Source organism: Ramlibacter sp. AN1133 (assembly GCF_037890035.1).
Classification (GTDB): Bacteria; Pseudomonadota; Gammaproteobacteria; order Burkholderiales; family Burkholderiaceae_C; genus Ramlibacter.
On sequence record NZ_JBBKTQ010000046.1, the window covers coordinates 1 to 19,214 of the forward strand.

The following is a 19,214-nucleotide window of genomic DNA, read 5'->3' on the forward strand; positions in this document are numbered from 1 at the left end:
GGGGCACGGTTCTCATCCGCGCCGGGGGACAGTCGCCGAGGCGGACGGTCACGTCCTGGTCCGGGTCGAAGGCAACCGCCGAACCGTGGTCGAAATCGACCGGCCTTCGTCGGGTCTCCCCGGAAATCGGTGAAGACCCGTTCTTCGGGGGGCGCACTGGATCCCCGCCTGCGCGGGGAGGACGGAAGGCCGATCACGAGCCGCGATACGTCGAATAGCTCCACGGGCTCACCAGCAGCGGCACGTGGTAATGCTGGTCCTCGTGGGCGATGCCGAAGTCCAGCGTCACGCGGTCGAGGAAAGGCGGATCCGGCAGCGTCACGCCGCGCGCGCGGAAGTACGCCGCGACGTCGAACACCAGCCGGTAAGTGCCCTTCTTCAGGCTGGCATGGTCGAACAGCGGGCCGTCCGGGCTGCGCCCGTCGACGTCGAGCACGAAGCGCTTGAGCAGCGCCGGCCCGCCGGCGCCGCCGGTCGCGTACAGCTCGGCGGCCATGCCGCCGGCCGGCGTGCCGTGCATGGTGTCCAGGACGTGCGTGCTCAGGCCCATCGCTCTGTTCCCCGTTGCATCCACTGCGGATTGTGGACGGCAGTGTATACACTTTGCCGGCACATCGCTATCATGCGCCGCATGGATGCGTCCCCCACCCGCACGATCGTCGATGCGCTGACGCGGGCCATCGTCGAGCACAGGCTGCAGCCGGGCACGAAACTGGCGGAGCAGAAGCTGGCGGACCACTTCGGCGTCTCGCGCACGCTGGTGCGGCAGGCGCTGTTCCAGCTCGCGCAGAAGCACCTGGTGCGCATGGAGCCGGCGCGCGGCGCCTTCGTCGCCGCGCCCACGGTGGAGGAGGCCCGCCAGGTGTTCCAGGTGCGCCGCATCCTCGAGGCCGAAATGGTGCGCGAGTTCCTGCGCAAGCTCACGCCCGCCCGGATCCGCGCCCTGCGCGAGCACATGGCGCAGGAGAAGGCGGCGGTGGACCGGCGCGACGCGGGCGAGCGCTCCCAGCTGCTGGGCGACTTCCACGTGCGCATGGCCGAACTCACCGGCAACGCCGTGCTCACGCAGATCGTGCGCGACCTCGTCTCGCGCAGTTCGCTCATCGCCCTGATGTACCAGCGCGAAGCCGCCGCTGTCCACTCGCAGCAGGAACACGTCGAACTGGTCAAGGCGCTGGCGGCGAAGGACGAGAAGCGCGCCGTCAAGCTGATGCAGGAGCACCTCCTGCACGTGGAGGAAGGCCTCGCCTTCGACCGCCCCGTGCCCACCCACGACATCGCACTGGCACTCTCATGAGCACTCTTTACGACAGCACCGCGCCCTATCCGCGCGACCTGGCCGGCTACGGCCGCCATCCGCCCCACGCGCAGTGGCCGGGCAACGCCCGCATCGCGGTGCAGTTCGTCCTGAACTACGAGGAAGGCGGCGAGAACTGCGTGCTGCACGGCGACCCCGGCTCCGAGCAGTTCCTCTCCGAGATGTTCAACCCGCCGGCCTTCCCCGCGCGGCACCTGAGCATGGAGGGGATCTACGAGTACGGCTCGCGCGCCGGCGTCTGGCGCATCCTGCGCGAGTTCGAAAGCCGCGGCCTGCCGCTCACGGTGTTCGGCATCAGCATGGCGCTTCAGCGCTACCCCGAGCTCGCGCACGCCTTCGTGGAACTCGGGCACGAGATCGCCTGCCACGGCTGGCGCTGGATCCACTACCAGAACCTCGACGAGGCCACCGAACGCGAGCACATGCGCATCGCCATGGAGATCCTCCAGAAGCTCACCGGCGAGCGCCCCCTGGGCTGGTACACCGGGCGCGACAGCCCCAACACGCGCCGCCTCGTCGTGGACGACGGCGGCTTCGCCTACGACAGCGACTACTACGGCGACGACCTGCCCTTCTGGATGAAGGTGCGCAAGACCGACGGCAGCACGGCCGACCACCTGGTCGTGCCCTACACGCTGGACTGCAACGACATGCGCTTCGCCCTGCCGCAGGGCTACTCGCACGCCGATCCCTTCTTCCAGTACATGCGCGACACCTTCGACGTGCTCTACGCCGAAGGCGAGGAGGCGCCGAAGATGATGAGCGTCGGCATGCACTGCCGCCTGCTCGGCCGGCCCGGCCGCATCACCGCGCTGCAACGCTTCCTGGACCACATCGCGCGGCACGACCGCGTGTGGGTGTGCCGGCGCATCGACATCGCGCGGCACTGGCAGCAGGTCCACCCCTGCAAGGAGGCCTGACATGGCCGTCACCCTCGAACAGATCAATGCGGCCGACCGCACGGAGGCGGCGCGCCTGCTGGACGGCCTGTACGAACATTCGCCCTGGATCGCCGAGGCCGCCCTCGCGCAGCGACCCTTCCGCTCGCTCGGTCACCTGAAGCAGGCAATGGCCGACGTCGTGCGCGAGGCCGGCGTCGAGAAACAGCTGGCCCTGATCCGCGCCCACCCCGAACTCGCCGGCAAGGCGATGGTGGCCAAGACGCTCACCAGCGAATCCACCAGCGAGCAGGGCAAGGCGGGCCTCACCGACTGCACGCCCGAGGAATTCGCGCGCATCCAGCAGCTCAATGCGGACTACAACGCACGCTTCGGCTTTCCCTTCATCCTGGCCGTGCGCGGGCCGCGGGGCACGGGGCTCTCGCGGCAGCAGATCATCGAGACCTTCGCGCGGCGGCTGGAGAACCATCCGGGGTTCGAACGCGCGGAGGCCTTGCGCAACATCCACCGCATCGTGGAGCTGCGCCTGAACGACAAGTTCGGCATCGAGCCCACGCTGGGCAACCTGGTGTGGGACTGGCACGAAAGCCTCGCGCGGCACAGCGATCCGGGCTATGCGGAAAAGGGGCAGCTCACGGTCACGTACCTGACCGAGGCGCACCGGGCCGCGGCGCAGGAGATCGCGCAGGGGATGCGGGAGTGCGGGTTCGATGAGGTGGAGGTGGACGCGGTGGGGAATGTGGTGGGGCGATATGCACCGGAGCGCCCCCTCCCCGGCCCTCCCCCAAAGGGGGAGGGAGGGAAATACCTCCTCACGGGGTCGCACTACGACACCGTGCGCAACGGCGGCAAGTACGACGGGCGGCTGGGCATCTTCACGCCGATGGCCTGCGTGCGTGAACTCGCGCGCGCCGGCCGCCGGCTGCCCTTCGGCCTCGAGGTCGTGGGCTTCGCGGAGGAGGAAGGCCAGCGCTACAAGGCCACCTTCCTCGGCTCCGGCGCGCTGATCGGCCAGTTCGAGCCGCGCTGGCTGGACCAGAAGGATGCGCAAGGCATTCCCATGCGACAGGCGATGCAGGAAGCCGGTTTACCGGCAAGCATTGAAGCGATCGCGGCACTGCAGCGCGACCCGAAGCGCTACCTCGGCTTCGTCGAAGTGCACATCGAGCAGGGCCCGGTGCTCAACGAGCTCGACCTGCCGCTGGGCATCGTCACCTCCATCAACGGCGGGGTGCGCTACCAGTGCGAGGTCACCGGCATGGCCAGCCACGCCGGCACCACGCCCATGGACCGCCGGCGCGACGCCGCGGTGGCCGTCGCGGAGCTCGCCCTCTTCGTGGAGGAGCGCGCGGCCCGCGACGGCGACTCGGTGGGCACCATCGGCATCCTGGAAGTGCCGAACGGCTCCATCAACGTGGTGCCGGGCCGCTGCCTCTTCACGCTGGACCTGCGCGCACCGAAGGACCCGCAGCGCGATGCGCTGGTGGCCGACGTGCTCGCCAGGCTGCAGGAGATCTGCGAGCGGCGCGGCCTGCGTTCCAGCGTGGAGCCCACGATGCGCGCCGCGGCCGCGCCCAGCGCGCCCGCCTGGCAGGCCCGCTGGGAACGCGCCGTCGAATCCCTGGGCCTGCCGCTGTACCGCATGCCCAGCGGCGCCGGCCACGACGCCATGAAGCTGCACGAAGTGATGCCGCAGGCGATGCTGTTCGTGCGCGGCCAGAACGCGGGCATCAGCCACAACCCGCTGGAGTCCACCACCAGCGACGACATGCAGCTTGCCGTGCAGGCCTTCGCGCACCTGCTCGCCCAGCTCGCGGAAGAAACGCAATGAACGACTACCAACGACTCGACGCCTGGATCGACGCCCACTTCGACGAGGAAGTGCGCTTCCTGCAGGAACTGGTGCGCGTGCCGACCGACACGCCGCCCGGCAACAACGCGCCACATGCCGAGCGCACGGCGCAGCTGCTGACCGGCTTCGGCTTCGCCGCGGAGAAGCACGCCGTCCCCGAGGCAGAAGTGAAGGCGCGCGGGCTCGAATCCATCACCAACCTGATCGTGCGGCGCCGCTACGGAGAAGGCCGCACCGTGGCCTTGAACGCCCATGGCGACGTGGTCGCCCCCGGCGAGGGCTGGACGCACGATCCGTACGGGGCCGAGATCGTGGACGGCCGCCTCTACGGCCGCGCGGCGGCGGTGAGCAAGAGCGACTTCGCCAGCTTCACCTTCGCCGTGCGCGCCCTGGAGTCGCTGCAGGCCCGCCTGCGCGGCGGCGTGGAGCTGCACTTCACCTACGACGAGGAGTTCGGCGGCGAACTCGGCCCGGGCTGGCTGCTCGCCCACAAGCTCACCAGGCCCGACCTCCTGATCGCCGCCGGCTTCAGCTACGAGGTGGTGACGGCGCACAACGGCTGCCTGCAGCTCGAAGTGACCGTCCACGGCAGGATGGCGCATGCGGCGATCCCCGACACCGGTGTCGACGCGCTGCAGGCCGCGGTGAAGATCCTCGATGCGCTGTACGCACTCAACACGCAGTACCGGCAGGTGCACTCGGGCGTGCGCGGCATCCACCACCCTTACCTGAACGTGGGCCGCATCGAGGGCGGCACCAACACCAACGTCGTTCCGGGCAAGGTGGTGTTCAAGCTGGACCGCCGCATGATCCCGGAAGAGAACCCGCAGGAAGTGGAGGCGGCGGTGCGGCAGACCATCGCCGATGCGGCCGCGCGCAGCCCCGGCGTCACGGTGGAAATCAAGCGCCTGCTGCTGGCCAATGCGCTCCAGCCCACGCCCGGGCAGCAGCCGCTGGTCGAGGCGCTGCGCAAGCACGGCCAGGAGCTGTTCGGCGTCGAGATCCCCGCCATGGGCACGCCCCTGTACACCGACGTGCGCCTGTACGGCGAGGCCGGCATCCCGGGCGTCATCTATGGCGCCGGCCCGCGCACGGTGCTCGAATCGAATGCCAAGCGGGCCGACGAACACCTGCAGCTCGAGGACCTGCGGCGCGCCACCAAGGTGGTCGCGCGCACGCTGTTCGACCTCTTGCGCTGAATCCATCATCGGCCGGACACTGGTCGCTCACAGACCGGGTCCGCAGCGGCGTCGAAGGGACAACCACTCCAGGAGCACGCATGGATCATCCCGAATGGACCGCCCGGGGCTACAGCCCCGGCCTCACCAACGAAGACCTGGCGCCGACCACGCCGGCCCAGCGCAAGTGGGGCGCTTTCAGCATCTTCAACGTCTGGACCTCCGACGTCCACAGCCTGTGGGGTTACTACCTCGCCGCCAGCCTGTTCCTGCTGTGCGGCAGCTTCCTCAACTTCCTGCTGGCCATCGGCATCGGCTCGCTGGTCATCTACCTGCTGATGACGCTGGTGGGCCTGGCCGGAGCGCGCACCGGCGTGCCCTATCCGGTGCTGGCACGGGCCTCGTTCGGCGTGTGGGGCGCCAACTTCCCGGCCATCGTGCGGGCCATCGTCGCCTGCTTCTGGTACGGCGCGCAGACGGCCGCCGCCTCCGGCGCCATCGTGGCCCTGCTCACGCGCTCGCCGCAGCTCATGGCCTTCCACAAGGACGTGCACTTCCTCGGCCACTCGGGGCTGGAAGTGATCTGCTACGTCGTGGTGTGGGCTCTGCAGCTGCTGATCATCCAGCACGGGATGGAGACGGTGCGCCGCTTCCAGGACTGGGCCGGCCCCGGCGTGTGGCTGGCGATGCTGGTGCTGGCCATCGGGCTGGTGGTGAAAGCCGGCGGCTTCTCGTTCGACAGCGGCATCCCGCAGGACGTGCTGCTGGAAAAGACCAAGGATGCCGGTGTTCCCGGCGCGCCCGGATCGTTCACCTCGCTGCTTGCGGTGGCCGCGGTCTGGATCACCTACTTCGCGGCGCTGTACCTGAACTTCTGCGACTTCACGCGCTACGCCAGGGACGAACGGGCGGTGAAGGTCGGCAACCTGTGGGGCCTGCCGGTCAACCTGCTGCTGTTCTCGCTGGTCGCCGGCGTCACGACCATCGCGGCCTTCAAGGTGTACGGCGAGGTGCTGATCCACCCCGAGCAGATCTCGGCGCGCTTCGACAGCTGGCTGCTGGCCGCCATCGCGGCGTTCACCTTCTGCGTGGCCACGCTGGGCATCAACGTGGTGGCGAACTTCGTGTCGGCCGCCTTCGACATCTCCAACACCTTCCCGCGCGCGATCAGCTTCAAGCGCGGCGGGTACGTCGCGGCGGCCATCGCTCTGGTGCTGTACCCGTTCGCGCCGTGGGAAGGCAGCGCCGCGGGCTTCGTCGGCGCGATCGGCTCCACGATGGGTCCGCTGTTCGGGATCATCATGGTCGACTATTACCTGGTGGCGCGCGGCAGGATCCAGGTCGACGAGCTCTATCGCGAGCACGGCCGCTACCGCTACCAGGGCGGCTGGCACGTGAAGGCGCTGGTCGCGGCCGGCGTGGGCATGCTGTTCTCCACCATCCTGCCGAACTTCAGCCAGCTGCTGCCCGCGTGGTGGGGGCTGTACGGCTGGTTCTTCGGCGTGGCGATCGGCGGCGCCGTGTACTGGGGGCTGCGCATGCTGCCCGAGGTCGACGCCGACGAGATTGCACGCAGGGCCTGACAGGAGGGCAGCGGCAAGCTCGCGGCTCGCAGGCGGGGACGAGCGCCGCGGCGGCCTTCTTTCTGGTTCTTCACCGATTTGCGGGGAGACAAGAGAAGGGCGCCCGATGGCTACCACGGTTTACCACGGTGCGCCGGTTGCCTCCGACCCGAACCAGGGCGTGACCGTCCGCGTCGGCGACGGCACCAACCGAAGCCACACCGTTGCGATCGACGCGCTGCAGGACCAGTCCGTGGCTGTCCGGCTCAGCGACATCAAGGAGGAGGCGCGGGCGCGGCGCCAGCACGAGCAACGGTTCTCATCCGCGCCGGGGGACAGTCGCTGAGACGGACAGACACGGGCTGGTCCGGCCCGAGCGGCGCGACGTCCACCAGCTCATTTCGCCGCATGGGTGTTGCGCTGACCCGTTGAACGCACCAAGAAGCTTTCTCTTCGCCCCTTGCGCACGCGTCCTACGCCGCGTGCGCAACGGCTCATCTACGCTGCGCCGCGTGGACACCGCGAACCGACCTCCTCCGGGCGTGGCCGAGCCGGCCGTGCCGGCTCCCGCACGCAACGTCCTGCCAGCCATCGGCGGCCTGCTGATCTCGATGCTGCTGGCCGCGCTGGACCAGACCATCGTCGGCACAGCCCTGCCGGTGATCGTGGGCGAACTCGGCGGGCTCGAGCGCCTCTCCTGGGTCGTCACGGCCTACCTGCTCGCGCAGACGGTCGTCACGCCCGTGTACGGCAAGCTCGGCGACCTGTACGGCCGCAAGCGCATGCTGCAGATCTCGGTCGTCATCTTCCTGGTCGGATCGGCGCTGTGCGGCCTGAGCCGCGACATGGCGCAGCTGGTCGTCTTCCGCGCCCTGCAGGGGGTCGGCGGCGGTGGCCTGATGGTGACGGCGATGGCCGTGGTGGCGGACCTGCTGCCGCCGCGCGAGCGGGGCCGCTACCAGGGCCTGTTCGGCGCGGTGTTCGGTCTCGCCAGCGCCGCCGGGCCGGTGATCGGCGGCTACTTCGCCACGCACCTGTCCTGGCGCTGGATCTTCTACCTCAACCTGCCGCTGGGCCTCGTCGCCCTCGCGCTGGTGGCCGCCACCCTGCCGTCCGCGCCCCCGACGGGCAAGCGGCGCATCGACTACGCGGGTGCCCTGCTGCTGGCCGTCGGCCTCGCCGCGGTGGTGCTGGTGGCGGACGTCGGCGGCACGCGCGAAGCCTGGCGCTCGGCGTGGCTGCCCGCCGCGGCCGTGGTGGGCCTGGCCGCGCTCATCGCCTTCCCGCTGGTGGAACGCCGCGCGGCGGAACCGATCCTGCCGCTGCGCCTGTTCCGGCAGCGGGCCTTCCAGGTGGCCTGCGGCGTGGGGCTGGTGGTCGGCTTCGCGATGTTCGGCTCGGTGACCTACATCCCGATCTTCCTGCAGGTCGCCAAGGGCGAGACGCCGACGGCCGCGGGCCTGCAGATGCTGCCCCTGATCGCCGGCATGCTGCTGTCGTCCATCTTCTCCGGCCAGTGGATCAGCCGCACCGGCCGCTATCGCCAGTTCCCCATCATGGGCACGGCGCTCATGACGATCGCGCTGTTCGCGCTGTCCTTCGTGCGCGCCGACAGCGGCCTGGCCTTCCTGCTGGCTATGGCCCTGCTGCTCGGGATGGGCATCGGGTTCGTCATGCAGGTACTGGTGATCGCGGTGCAGAACGCCGTCGATTACCAGGACCTGGGCGTGGCCACCGCGGGCAGCACGCTGTTCCGCTCCATCGGCGGCGCGGTGGGCACGGCGGTGCTGGGTGCCGTGTTCATCGCCGCCGTCTCGCACGGACTGCCCGCCGGCGCCGACATGCCCAATTTGCAGGACATGACGCAGCTGCCGGCCGATACGCGCGCGGCCTACGCCGGCGTCTTCACGCAGGCGATGGCGCTGGTGTTCCGCGTCGCCGCGGTGATCGCCCTGATCGGTTTCGCCCTGAGCTGGCTGCTGCCGCAGCGGGCGCTGCGCGAGACGCTGGCCGCCACCACGGGCGACGTGGGCGACGAACTCGGGCAGGCCATGGCCATGCCGCGCACGCCGCTGCCCGAGGACGAACTGCTGCGCGGCCTGGCGGCCGTGATGGACCGCGACCTGCGCCGCCATCACGTGGCGCTCGTGGTGGAGCGCGCGGGCCTCGCGCTCGCGCCGGAGGCGGCCTGGCTGCTGCTGCGCCTGAACGAGGCGCCGCACGCGCGGCTGGCGGACCTGCAGCCGGTGGCGCCCTTCTCGCCGGAAGAACTGGAACAGGGTGCGCAGGCCCTGGCCGCCAAGGGCCTGGTGCTGCACGAGCCCTCCGGCCGCTGGGAACTCACGCGCGCCGGCTGCGCCAGCCTGGAGAAGGTGGTGCAGGCGCGGCGCAAGCACCTCGAGGCGCTGTTCGCCGAGTGGTCGCCGCAGCACCAGTCGGACCTGGCGGAACTGCTGCGGCGGCTGGGACCGCAGATCCTGCCGTCGGCGCGGCAGGTGGGGTGAGGCCGCTCAGTCGACCTTGATGTTCCCCGCCTTGATCACGCGGGCCCACTTCTCCACTTCCGATTTCTGGAAGGCCCCCAGTTCCGCCGGCGTCATGCCGCCCGGCTCGATGCCCTGGGCGACCAGCTTGGCCCGGGTCTCCGGGTCCTGCACGGACTTGATCAACTCGGTGGAGAGGCGCTCGACGATGGGCCTGGGCACGCCCGCCGGCGCGAAGATCGCCTGCCACGACACGATGGAGAAGCCGGGCAGCACTTCCGCGATGGCCGGCACGTCCGGCACCGCCGACGAGCGCTTGTCCGAAGTGACGCCCAGCGCGCGCAGCTTGCCCGCCTTGATGAAGGGCATGGCCGGGGCGAGGTTCTCGAAGATCATGTCGGCGCCCTGGCCGGAGAGCAGCGCGTTGAGCGACTCGGCGCTGCTCTTGTACGGCACGTGCACCAGCTTGCCGCCGGTGAGCTGCTCGAAGAACACGCCGGAGAGGTGCTGCGAAGTGCCGCTGCCGGAGGACGCGTAGTTGATGGACCCCGGCTTCGCCTTGGCCGCGGCGATGACGTCCTGCACCGTCTTGTACGGGCTGTCGGCGCGCACGACGAGGACGTTCGGCATCGAGCCGATCATCGTGATCGGCTGGAAGTTGCGGATCGGGTCGTACGGCAGCTTGGCGTAGAGGCTCACGTTGATCGCGTGCGAGCTGATCGTGCCGCCCTGGATCGTGTAGCCGTCCGGTGCGGCCTTGGCGGTGAAGTCCGAGCCCATGCTGCCGCCGGCGCCGGCCTTGTTCTCGATCACGAAGCTGGTGCCCAGCGCCGCCGCCGCCTTGGGCGTGACCAGCCGCGCGAGCACGTCGGTGGTGCCGCCGGCGCCGAAAGGCACGATGTAGGTGATCGGCCTGGAAGGCCACTTGTCCTGCGCCTGCGCCGCAGCGAAGCCCATGGCAAGGGCGGCTGCCGCGGTGGCGAGGATGGTGCGACGAAGCATCTTGTCTCCCGTTGTGGCTGCATTGGAGCGGCGAGGGTAACCTCAGTCCGCGCCCTGGACATTCAGGTAAAGCGCGTACAACGAATGGCTTGCCGCCATGAACAGGCGGTTGCGATAGCGGCCGCCGAAGCACACGTTGGCGCAGCGTTCGGGCAGGTGGATGTGGCCGATCGGCGTGCCGTCCGGCGCGAACACGCGCACGCCGTCGAGGCCTTCGGGGTCGGCGCCGGGCGCGCCGTTGCTGCCGAACCCGCACCAGAGGTTGCCGGCGACGTCGACCCGGAAGCCGTCGAAGGCGCCGGGCCCCTGCGCGTCGACCGCGAGCCGCTTGTTCGACAGCGTACCGCCGCCCGCATGGTCCCAGGCCCAGATCTTCCGGTGCGGCACGCCGCGGCTCTCGACCACGTACAGGATCTTCTCGTCGGGGGAGAAGGCCAGGCCATTGGGCCCCGCCAGGTCCGCGATCACCTGCTGCACGCCGCCGCCCGGTGCGATGCGGTAGACGGCCTGCGGCAACTCGGGTTCGGCCGGCTCGCCCTCCCAGTAGCCGGCGATGCCGAACACCGGGTCGGTGAACCAGATGCTGCCGTCCCGCGCGCAGACGATGTCGTTGGGCGAATTGAGGCGCTTGCCCTGCCAGCGGTCCGCCAGCACCGTGATGCTGCCGTCGTATTCGGTGCGGGTCACGCTGCGTGTGAGGTGTTCGCAGGTGATGAGCCGCCCCTGCCGGTCGCGGTAGTTGCCGTTGGCGTTGTTGGAGGGCGTGCGGAACTCGCTCACCGCCCCCGAGGCCTCGTCCCAGCGCAGGATGCGGTTGTTGGGAATGTCCGAGACCAGCAGGTAGCGGCCGTCGCCGAACCACACGGGGCCCTCGGCCCAGCGCAGCCCGGTGGCGAGCTGTTCGACGGTCGCGCTGAACAGGCGCAGCTTGAGGAAGCGCTCGTCCAGCACATCGATGCGCGGGTCGGGATAGCGCGCGCTGGGAATGAAGTCCACGCTCATTTGAGGATCGCGTTGGGAAGCGCCATGGAGAAGGCCGGCACGTAGGTCACCAGCATCAGGGCGGCGATGAGGGCGCCGTAGAAGGGCCAGATCGTCTTCATCACTTCGCCCACGGAGATCTCGCCGATGGTGCAGCCGACGAACTGCGTCGTGCCCACCGGGGGCGTGTTGAGGCCCAGCGCGCAGTTGATCAGCATGACGATGCCGAACTGCTCGGTGCTCATGCCGAACTGCTGGCAGATCGGCAGGAAGATGGGCGTGCAGATCAGGATCGTCGCCGCCATGTCGAGGAAGGTTCCCAGCACGAACAGGATCACGTTGACCGACAGGAAGATCACCCAGGGCTGCGTGCTCATGCCGGCGAGCGCCTTGCCCGTGAGGTCCGCAACGCCGTACAGCCCGATCAGGTAGCCGAACATGGAACTGATGCCGATCAGCAGCAGCACGGTGCCGGTGCTCTTCACTGCCTTGGCGGCGGCCTTGAGGAACTGCTCGCGCGTCAGGCGCCGGTACACCAGCGCCGCCAGGAACAGCGCCCACACGACGGCGACGGAAGCGGACTCGGTGGCCGTGAAGGCCCCGGAGAGGATGCCCGCGATGATGATCGCCACCACGAACAGGCCGGGCAACGCCGCCGCGAAGGAGTACGCGACGATGGGCCAGCCCGGGAATCGCCCCGCCGGATAGCCGCGCCGCACCGCCACCCAGTAGGCCGCGGCGAGGTTGCACAGGGTGAGGATCACCGCCGGCACGATGCCCGCCAGGATCAGGGCCGCCACGCTCACCTTGCCGCTGGCCGCCAACGTGAAGATGATGATGTTGTGCGAGGTCGGCATCAGCGCGCCGACCAGCGAGGCATGCGTCGTGACGTTGACGGCATAGTCCGCGCCGTAGCCCTCCTTCTTCATCTGCGGGATCAGCACCGCGCCCATCGCCGAGACATCCGCCACCGGCGAGCCCGAGACCCCGCCGAACAGCGTGCAGGCCAGCACGTTGCTCATGCCCAGGCCGCCGCGCACGTGGCCGGCGAGCGACTTGGCGAACTGGATGATCTTCTCGGCGATGCCGCCGTACATCATGATCTCGCCGGCGAAGATGAAGAAGGGGATCGCCAGGAACGAGAACGGGTTCATGCCGGAGATCATCTGCTGGAAGCCCACGGCGAGCGGCAGTCCCTCGTACAGCAGCGTGGCGAGCGAGGACAGCCCGATCGAGAAGGCCACCGGCACGCCGAGCAGCAGCAGCAGCGTGAAGCTCACGCACAGGATGGTCAGTGCCATGAAGGCTCCACTTCGATGCCGCGGGCCAGTGCGATAAGGTGTTCCATCGAGAACAGCGCCACCAGCACGCCGGCCATCGCCGGCGGCACGTACTTGAAGGCTTCCGAGATGCCCAGCGTCGGAATCTTGTAGTCCCACACGCTGGCCGCGAGCACGCCGCAGTTCCAGGCCATGACGAGCCCGAACACCAGCACCAGCAGGTGGATCACGCGCTCCATCGCCAGCCGCAGCTTCGGCGGCGCCAGCACCAGCAGCGACTCCAGCCCGATGTGGCCCGCGTCGCGCACGCCCACCGCCATGCCCAGCATCGTCACGTACAGCACCAGCAGCACGGCCCCGCTCTCGGCCCATGTCGGCGTGTCGTTGAACACGTAGCGGCCGATCACCTGGTACAGCACCGCGAGCACCAGCAGGCACATGCCGGCCACGCCCACGCGCAGGCACAGCTTCGCCAGTGCCGCGCACAGGCGCGTGTAGAGGGGCGCGACCCCAGCGAGGAAAACGGGGTCGGCTACCTGGGTGTGCATGCGCGGCCGCCCCTTACTTCGTCTCGTTGACGCGGCGGACCATGTCCTGCAGCCTGGGATCCTTCAGGAACTTGTCGTACACCGGCTTCATCGCGGTGCGGAAGCTGGCCGTGTCGACGTCGACGATCTGGGCGCCGCCGGCCTTGACGATCGCCAGCGACTTCGCTTCGCGCTCGTCCCACAGCTTGCGCATGTAACCGACCGATTCCCTGGCGGAGGCGCGGATGGCCTTCTGGTCGTCGGGCGTCAGCGTGTCCCACACCTTCTTCGAGAACAGCAGGATCTCCGGCGCCATCGAGTGCTCGGTGCGGTTGTAGTACTTGGCCACCTCGAAGTGGCGCGTGCTCTCGTAGCTGGGGTAGTTGTTCTCCGCGGCGTCGACCAGTCCGGTCTTGAGCGCGGTGTAGACCTCGCCGAAGGGCATCGGCGTCGCGTTGGCGCCCATCGCCTCCATGAGGGCCACCCACAGGTCGGACTGCTGCACCCGGATCTTCATGCCCTTGGTGTCCGCCAGCGTCTTGACCGGCTTCTTCACGGAATAGATCGAGCGCGCGCCGGAGTCGTAGAAGGCCAGCCCGACGAAGCCCTGCGGCTCGCAGCTGCGCAGGATCTCGTCGCCGACCGGGCCGTCCAGCACCTTGCGCATGTGCTCGGTGGAGCGGAACAGGAAGGGCATGGTCGGCACCATGGTCGCGGGGCAGATGTTGTTCATCGGCGCCACGTTCACCCGCGTCATCGCCAGCGCGCCGAGCTTGGTCTGCTCGATCGTGTCCTTCTCGTTGCCCAGCGCCGACTTGGAGAACACCTTGATCGTGTGCCTGCCGTTGGTGGCCTTGGCGAGCGTCTCGCCCATGTGCCGCACCGCGAGCACCGTGGGGTAGTCGTCGGGATGGATGTCCGCGGAGCGGAATTCCATCGCCTGCGCCGCGGCGGCGGCGGACAGGGCGAGCACGGCGGCGGTGCGCAGCAAGGTCTTCATGGACTGGTCTCCTGGGGGGGGGAAATTCACTCGAACGGGCCCATGCGCACGAAGGCGCCGCCCTGGAAGATCACGGCCGGATCGGTGCGGTCCGGCGCGGGCTGCGCCGCTTCGCGCGCGGCGCGGAAGGGTTCGGAGCTGTCCTGCGGGCGGAAGCCGAGGTGGCGGGCGGGGGTGTTGTCCCACCACGCGGCCTTGTTGTCGGACACGCCGTAGACGATGGTGTGGCCCACCACGGGCGCGGTGAGGCTCGCGACCACCAGCCGCTCGAGGTCGTCGTAGCTCAGCCAGGTGGCGAGCATGCGGCGATCTTTCGGTTCGGGGAAGGAGGAGCCGATGCGCAGGCTCACGGTCTCGATGCCGTAGCGGTCGAAGTAGAAGCGCGCCAGGTTCTCGCCGAAGGCCTTGGACAGGCCGTAGTGGCCGTCCGGCCGCACCGGCATCGTGGCGGCTATGACTTCATCCTGCCGGTAGAAGCCGGTGACGTGGTTCGAGCTCGCGTACACGATGCGCTTGACGCCGTGCCGGCGCGCCCCCTCGTAGACGTTGTACGTGCCGACGATGTTGGCCTGCAGGATGGCGTCGAAGGGCTGCTCGGTGGAGATGCCGCCCAGGTGGACCACGGCGTCCATGCCTTGCAGCAGCGTGGCGACGGCGGCGCGGTCCTGCAGCGGCGCCTCAATGACCTCTTCGCCGGCGGCGGCGGGCTCCAGCGCCGCGATGTCGCTCACGCGCAGGAGCGTGCAGCGGGGCCGCAGGCGCGGACGCAGGACGCGGCCGAGGCCGCCGGCGGCGCCGGTGAGCAGCACGCGGCCGAGGGAGAGCGGGGCGCTAGCCGGTTCCATCCGAAACCTCCGGTGGGGGGGCGCCCTGCTACAGTCGCACGGCGCTTGTCATCTCTTATCAGTTGTCGTACAAGTATCGGCATGCGTACCGAAACGAATCGAGAGGGTTAACCCTATGGCCGAAGTCGCCCGCCGCCGTCCCCGCAGCCTCGCCCATGACGTGGTCGATGCGCTGGGGGGCCGCATCCGCGACGGCTCGCTCGCGCCCGGCGAGAAGCTGCCGACCGAGGCCGCGATCATGGAGGAGTTCGGCGTCAGCCGCACCGTCGTGCGCGAGGCCATCTCGCGCCTGCAGGCGGCCGGCCTGGTCGACACGCGGCATGGCGTGGGGACCTTCGTGGTCGGCTTCGGCGATGCCGCCACTTTCCGGATCTCGCCGGAGCGGCTGGAGACGCTGCAGGACGTGATCGCGGTGCTGGAGCTGCGCATCGCCGTGGAGACGGAGAGCGCGGCGCTGGCCGCCACGCGGCGCACGCCGGCCAACGTGGAGGCCTTGCGCGGGGCGCTCCAGGCCTTCACGAACGCCGTGGAGGAGGGCCGCGACGCGGTCGGCCCCGACTTCCAGTTCCACCTGGAGATCGCGCGGGCGACGCAAAACCATCACTTCCTGGACCTGATGGCGACCCTGGGCGGAATGATGATCCCGAGGGCGCGGCTGGAGCCGCCGGGGCCGCTCACGCCCGAGCGGCAGGGGTACCTGCGCCGGGTGAACGCGGAGCACGAAAGCATCGTGGACGCGATCAGCCGCGGCGACGCGGAGGCGGCGCGGGCGGCAATGCGGACGCACCTGGCGAACAGCCGGGAGCGCAGGCGGAGGCTGGCGGAGGCCACGTGAGGGGCACCGCGCTTGCCGCGGTTCAAGCCTAGTTGTATGATGTCCTACCTCTTCACCCGCACCCCCATGTCGCCCAACGAACTGAAAAAGGCCCTCTCCTCGGGCCTGCTGTCCTTTCCCCTGACCGATTTCGACCGCGAATTGCGCTTCGATCCCAAGGGCTACACCGAGCGTCTCGAGTGGCTGATGCCCTACGGCGCCACCGTCCTGTTCGCCGCCGGCGGCACGGGCGAGTTCTTCTCGCTGGAGCCGCAGGAATACGCCGGCGTCATCAAGACCGCCGCCGAGACCTGCAAGGGCCGCGTGCCCATCGTCGGCGGCGCCGGCGGCGGCACCACCCTGGCCATCCGGTACGCGCAGGAAGCCGAGCGCAACGGCGCCGAGGGCGTGCTGCTGCTGCCGCACTACCTGACCGAAGCCACCCAGGACGGCCTGGTCGCGCACGTCGAAGCCGTCTGCAAGAGCGTGAAGATCGGCGTGATCGTCTACAACCGCGGTGCCACCAGACTCACCGCCGAATCGCTGCTGAAGCTGGCCGAGCGCTGCCCCAACCTGGTCGGCTTCAAGGACGGCCTGGGCGACGTCGAGCGCATCGTCACCATCCGCCAGAAGCTGGGCGACCGCTTCGTCTACATCGGCGGCATGCCGACGCACGAGGTGTACGCCAACGCGTACAAGGCGCTGGGCGTGCCCACCTATTCTTCCGCGGTGTTCAACTTCATCCCGCGCACGGCCATCGAGTTCTACAACGCGTACGCCAGCGGCGACCAGACCACCGTCGGCCGCCTGCTGGACGAGTTCTTCCTGCCCTACCTCGCGATCCGCAACAAGGGCGAGGGCTACGCCGTCTCGATCGTCAAGGCCGGCGCCACCATCGTCGGCAAGAGCGCCGGCCCGGTGCGCCCGCCGCTGTCCGACCTGAAGCCGCAGGAAGTCGAAGAACTTGCCGCGCTGATCCGCAAGCTCGGCCCCCAGTAACGAAGACGTTTTCCAAAGGAGTGTCCATGATCAAGAAGATCCTGATGGGTGTGGCCCTGGCCGCGGCCGCGGTGAGCGCGTTCGCCGCCTGGCCCGAGAAGACCGTGACCTTGGTGGTGCCCTTCCCGCCGGGCGGGTCGACCGACGCGATCGCCCGCGTGCTGGCGCAGAAGCTGCCCGAAAAGCTGGGCGGCACCTGGATCATCGACAACAAGCCGGGCGCCACGGGCACCATCGGCGCCGCCTTCGTCAAGCGCGCGCCGGCGGACGGCTACACGCTGTTCGTGTCCTCGCTCGGCCCGTTCGTGATCGCGCCGCACCTGATCAAGGCCGTGCAGTACGACGCGCTGAAGGACTTCGACCCGATCACGGTCGCCGTGCAGGCGCCCAACGTGCTCGTCGTGCCCGCCACGTCGCCGTACAAGACGGTCGCCGACCTGCTCGCCGGCCTGAAGAAGACGCCGGGCAAGGTGAGCTTCGCCTCCTCCGGCAACGGCTCCTCGGACCACCTGTCCGCGGAACTGTTCTGGCAGCAGACCGGCACCGAAGGCCTGCACATCCCGTACAAGGGCGGCGGCCCCGCCATCAACGACCTGCTGGGCGCGCAAGTGGATGCGGCCTTCGTCAACATCAACAGCATCATCCAGCACATCAAGGGCGGCAAGGTGCGCGCGCTGGCCATCTCCTCCGAGAAGCGCTCGCCGCTGCTGCCGGACGTGGCCACGCTGCAGGAACAGGGCGTCAGGGGCGCCGAGGTGCAATCGTGGCAGGCCGTCGCAGCGCCCAAGGGCATTCCGGCGGACGTGAAGGCGAAGCTGTACAAGGCCATCGCCGAATCGCTCAACGACCCGGCGGTGAAGGAAAAGCTGCTGGCGCAAGGCTTCGAGATCGTGGCCAACACGCCGGAGCAGTTCGCCAAGTTCCAGGCGAGCGAGTACGCCCGCTGGAAGCAGCTGATCGAAACCCGCAAGATCACGGCCGACTGATCGCAGCATGAGCACGCCGGTCGTCAAGACGATGCGTGTGGTCCCGGTCGCCGGCCGGGACGACATGCTGCTGAACCTCTCGGGCGCCCACGCGCCCTTCTTCACGCGCAACATCGTCCTGGTGACGGACAACGCGGGCCACACGGGCCTGGGCGAAGTCCCCGGCGGCGAGAAGATCCGGCAGACGCTGGAGGACGCGCGGCCGCTGGTGGAAGGCCAGGGCATCGGCAAGCTGCAGGCGATCCTCAACGCGATGCGCGCGAAGTTCGCGGACCGCGATGCGGGCGGCCGCGGCAACCAGACCTTCGACCTGCGCACGACGATCCATGCGGTGACGGCCGTCGAATCCGCGCTGCTGGACCTGCAGGGCCAGCACCTGGGCGTGCCGGTCGCGGCGCTGCTCGGCGAGGGGCAGCAGCGCGAATCGGTGCAGATGCTCGGCTACCTCTTCTTCGTGGGGGACCGCAGGAAGACCCGGCTGCCGTACGCCAGCGAACCCGAAGCGCAGGACGACTGGCTGCGCCTGCGCCATGAAGAAGCGCTGACGCCGCAAGCCGTGGTGCGGCTGGCCGAAGCGGCGCAGCAGCGTTACGGCTTCCAGGACTTCAAGCTCAAGGGCGGCGTGCTCGCCGGCGATGCGGAAGTGGAAGCCGTGACCGCGCTGCACGAGCGCTTCCCGCAGGCGCGCGTGACGCTCGATCCCAACGGCGGCTGGCTGCTCAAGGACGCGATCCGCCTGGGCGAGAAGATGCGCGGCATCGTGGCCTACGCCGAAGACCCGTGCGGCGCCGAGGAAGGCTTCTCCGGCCGCGAGGTGATGGCGGAGTTCCGCCGTGCCACCGGCCTGCCGACCGCGACCAACATGGTGGCGACCGACTGGCGCCAGCTGGCGCATTCACTGGCGCTGCAGTCGGTGGACATCCCGCTGGCCGATCCGCACTTCTGGACCATGGCGGGCTCGGTGCGCGTCGCGCAGACCTGCCGCGACTGGGACCTGACCTGGGGCTCGCATTCCAACAATCACTTCGACATCTCGCTGGCGATGTTCACGCATGTCGGTGCCGCGGCGCCGGGCAAGGTGACAGCGATCGACACGCACTGGATCTGGCAGGATGGGCAGCGCCTGACGAAGGAGCCGCTGCGAATCGAAGGCGGCTACGTGGCCGTGCCGAAGAAGCCGGGCCTGGGGATCGAGATCGACGAAGGCGAGCTGGAGAAGGCGAACGCGCTGTACAAAGAGCATGGGCTCGGCGCGCGCGACGATGCGATCGCCATGCAGTTCCTGGTGCCGGGCTGGAAGTTCGACCCGAAGCGGCCCTGCCTGGTCCGGTAGTTGGTATTCCTCCCTCCCCCTCCGGGGGAGGGCTGGGGTGGGGGCACTCCAGCGCCAATCCATCATCCGGAGCGGGGCCCCCCCCCCCCCACCCCCCCCCGCGGGGGGGGGCCCCCCCCCACCCCCCCCCCCAACAAGAAAAGCAAACCACCCCC

General features: G+C 69.3%; 17 protein-coding genes and 1 pseudogene. 11 read left to right on the top strand and 7 right to left on the bottom strand.

Annotated elements, in window-relative coordinates:
• Positions 1-193 precede the first annotated feature (193 nt).
• A complete protein-coding gene (gene uraH, locus WG923_RS30085; RefSeq protein WP_340354726.1) occupies positions 194-550 on the bottom strand; it encodes a hydroxyisourate hydrolase in 357 nt (118 codons plus the stop codon).
• An 81-nt stretch (positions 551-631) separates the two neighbouring features.
• Here uraH and WG923_RS30090 point away from each other — a divergent pair, with 81 nt between their 5' ends.
• From WG923_RS30090 to WG923_RS30120, 7 genes and pseudogenes are all read left to right on the top strand, one after another.
• Entirely contained in the window at positions 632-1,297 is a 666-nt protein-coding gene (locus WG923_RS30090) for a GntR family transcriptional regulator (RefSeq protein ID WP_340354727.1), read from the top strand.
• A complete protein-coding gene (gene puuE / locus WG923_RS30095) occupies positions 1,294-2,238 on the top strand; it encodes an allantoinase PuuE (RefSeq protein WP_340354728.1) in 945 nt (314 codons plus the stop codon). The genes WG923_RS30090 and puuE overlap by 4 nt, the downstream gene beginning before the upstream one ends.
• 1 nt (position 2,239) lies before the next feature.
• A complete protein-coding gene (uraD, locus tag WG923_RS30100) occupies positions 2,240-4,048 on the top strand; it encodes a 2-oxo-4-hydroxy-4-carboxy-5-ureidoimidazoline decarboxylase (RefSeq protein ID WP_340354729.1) in 1,809 nt (602 codons plus the stop codon).
• Complete coding sequence (locus WG923_RS30105) at positions 4,045-5,268, top strand: M20 family metallopeptidase (RefSeq protein WP_340354730.1); 1,224 nt, start codon at positions 4,045-4,047, stop codon at positions 5,266-5,268. The genes uraD and WG923_RS30105 overlap by 4 nt, the downstream gene beginning before the upstream one ends.
• An 80-nt stretch (positions 5,269-5,348) precedes the next feature.
• Positions 5,349-6,830 carry an NCS1 family nucleobase:cation symporter-1 gene (locus WG923_RS30110; RefSeq protein ID WP_340354731.1) on the top strand — a complete coding sequence of 494 codons (1,482 nt, stop codon included), beginning with the start codon at positions 5,349-5,351 and terminating at the stop codon, positions 6,828-6,830.
• A 106-nt stretch (positions 6,831-6,936) separates the two neighbouring features.
• A complete protein-coding gene (locus tag WG923_RS30115) occupies positions 6,937-7,155 on the top strand; it encodes a hypothetical protein (protein ID WP_340354732.1) in 219 nt (72 codons plus the stop codon).
• Positions 7,156-7,321: 166 nt separating this feature from the next.
• Positions 7,322-8,818: pseudogene (locus tag WG923_RS30120) on the top strand (MDR family MFS transporter); the annotation flags it as partial.
• Positions 8,819-9,319: 501 nt separating this feature from the next.
• Here the strand turns inward: WG923_RS30120 and WG923_RS30125 are convergent.
• The 6 genes from WG923_RS30125 to WG923_RS30150 are packed head-to-tail and all read right to left on the bottom strand — an operon-like array spanning position 9,320 to position 14,927.
• Positions 9,320-10,294 (bottom strand): Bug family tripartite tricarboxylate transporter substrate binding protein, encoded by a 975-nt coding sequence (locus WG923_RS30125; protein WP_340354734.1) that lies wholly within the window; start codon positions 10,292-10,294, stop codon positions 9,320-9,322.
• Between the two features lie 42 nt (positions 10,295-10,336).
• Positions 10,337-11,296: an SMP-30/gluconolactonase/LRE family protein gene (locus WG923_RS30130; RefSeq protein WP_340354735.1), complete on the bottom strand. Its 960-nt coding sequence runs from the start codon at positions 11,294-11,296 to the stop codon at positions 10,337-10,339.
• Positions 11,293-12,576 carry a TRAP transporter large permease gene (locus WG923_RS30135; protein WP_340354736.1) on the bottom strand — a complete coding sequence of 428 codons (1,284 nt, stop codon included), beginning with the start codon at positions 12,574-12,576 and terminating at the stop codon, positions 11,293-11,295. Before WG923_RS30135 ends, WG923_RS30130 begins: the two co-directional genes overlap by 4 nt.
• Entirely contained in the window at positions 12,567-13,103 is a 537-nt protein-coding gene (locus tag WG923_RS30140) for a TRAP transporter small permease (protein WP_340354737.1), read from the bottom strand. Before WG923_RS30140 ends, WG923_RS30135 begins: the two co-directional genes overlap by 10 nt.
• A 13-nt stretch (positions 13,104-13,116) precedes the next feature.
• Positions 13,117-14,082, bottom strand: a complete 966-nt coding sequence (locus tag WG923_RS30145; RefSeq protein WP_340354738.1) for a TRAP transporter substrate-binding protein — start codon at positions 14,080-14,082, stop codon at positions 13,117-13,119.
• Between the two features lie 26 nt (positions 14,083-14,108).
• Positions 14,109-14,927 carry an NAD-dependent epimerase/dehydratase family protein gene (locus WG923_RS30150; protein ID WP_340354739.1) on the bottom strand — a complete coding sequence of 273 codons (819 nt, stop codon included), beginning with the start codon at positions 14,925-14,927 and terminating at the stop codon, positions 14,109-14,111.
• Positions 14,928-15,042: 115 nt separating this feature from the next.
• Between WG923_RS30150 and WG923_RS30155 the strand changes: the two genes are divergently transcribed.
• The 4 genes from WG923_RS30155 to gudD all read left to right on the top strand — a co-directional run bounded on the left by WG923_RS30155 (position 15,043) and on the right by gudD (position 19,059).
• Positions 15,043-15,762: a FadR/GntR family transcriptional regulator gene (locus WG923_RS30155; RefSeq protein ID WP_340354740.1), complete on the top strand. Its 720-nt coding sequence runs from the start codon at positions 15,043-15,045 to the stop codon at positions 15,760-15,762.
• A gap of 66 nt (positions 15,763-15,828) precedes the next feature.
• Positions 15,829-16,740, top strand: a complete 912-nt coding sequence (gene kdgD / locus WG923_RS30160; protein WP_340354743.1) for a 5-dehydro-4-deoxyglucarate dehydratase — start codon at positions 15,829-15,831, stop codon at positions 16,738-16,740.
• A 29-nt stretch (positions 16,741-16,769) separates the two neighbouring features.
• Positions 16,770-17,726, top strand: coding sequence for a Bug family tripartite tricarboxylate transporter substrate binding protein (locus tag WG923_RS30165; protein WP_445323000.1), 957 nt, complete (start codon positions 16,770-16,772; stop codon positions 17,724-17,726).
• 7 nt (positions 17,727-17,733) lie between these two features.
• Positions 17,734-19,059 carry a glucarate dehydratase gene (gene gudD, locus WG923_RS30170; RefSeq protein ID WP_340354742.1) on the top strand — a complete coding sequence of 442 codons (1,326 nt, stop codon included), beginning with the start codon at positions 17,734-17,736 and terminating at the stop codon, positions 19,057-19,059.
• Positions 19,060-19,214: the final 155 nt, after the last annotated feature.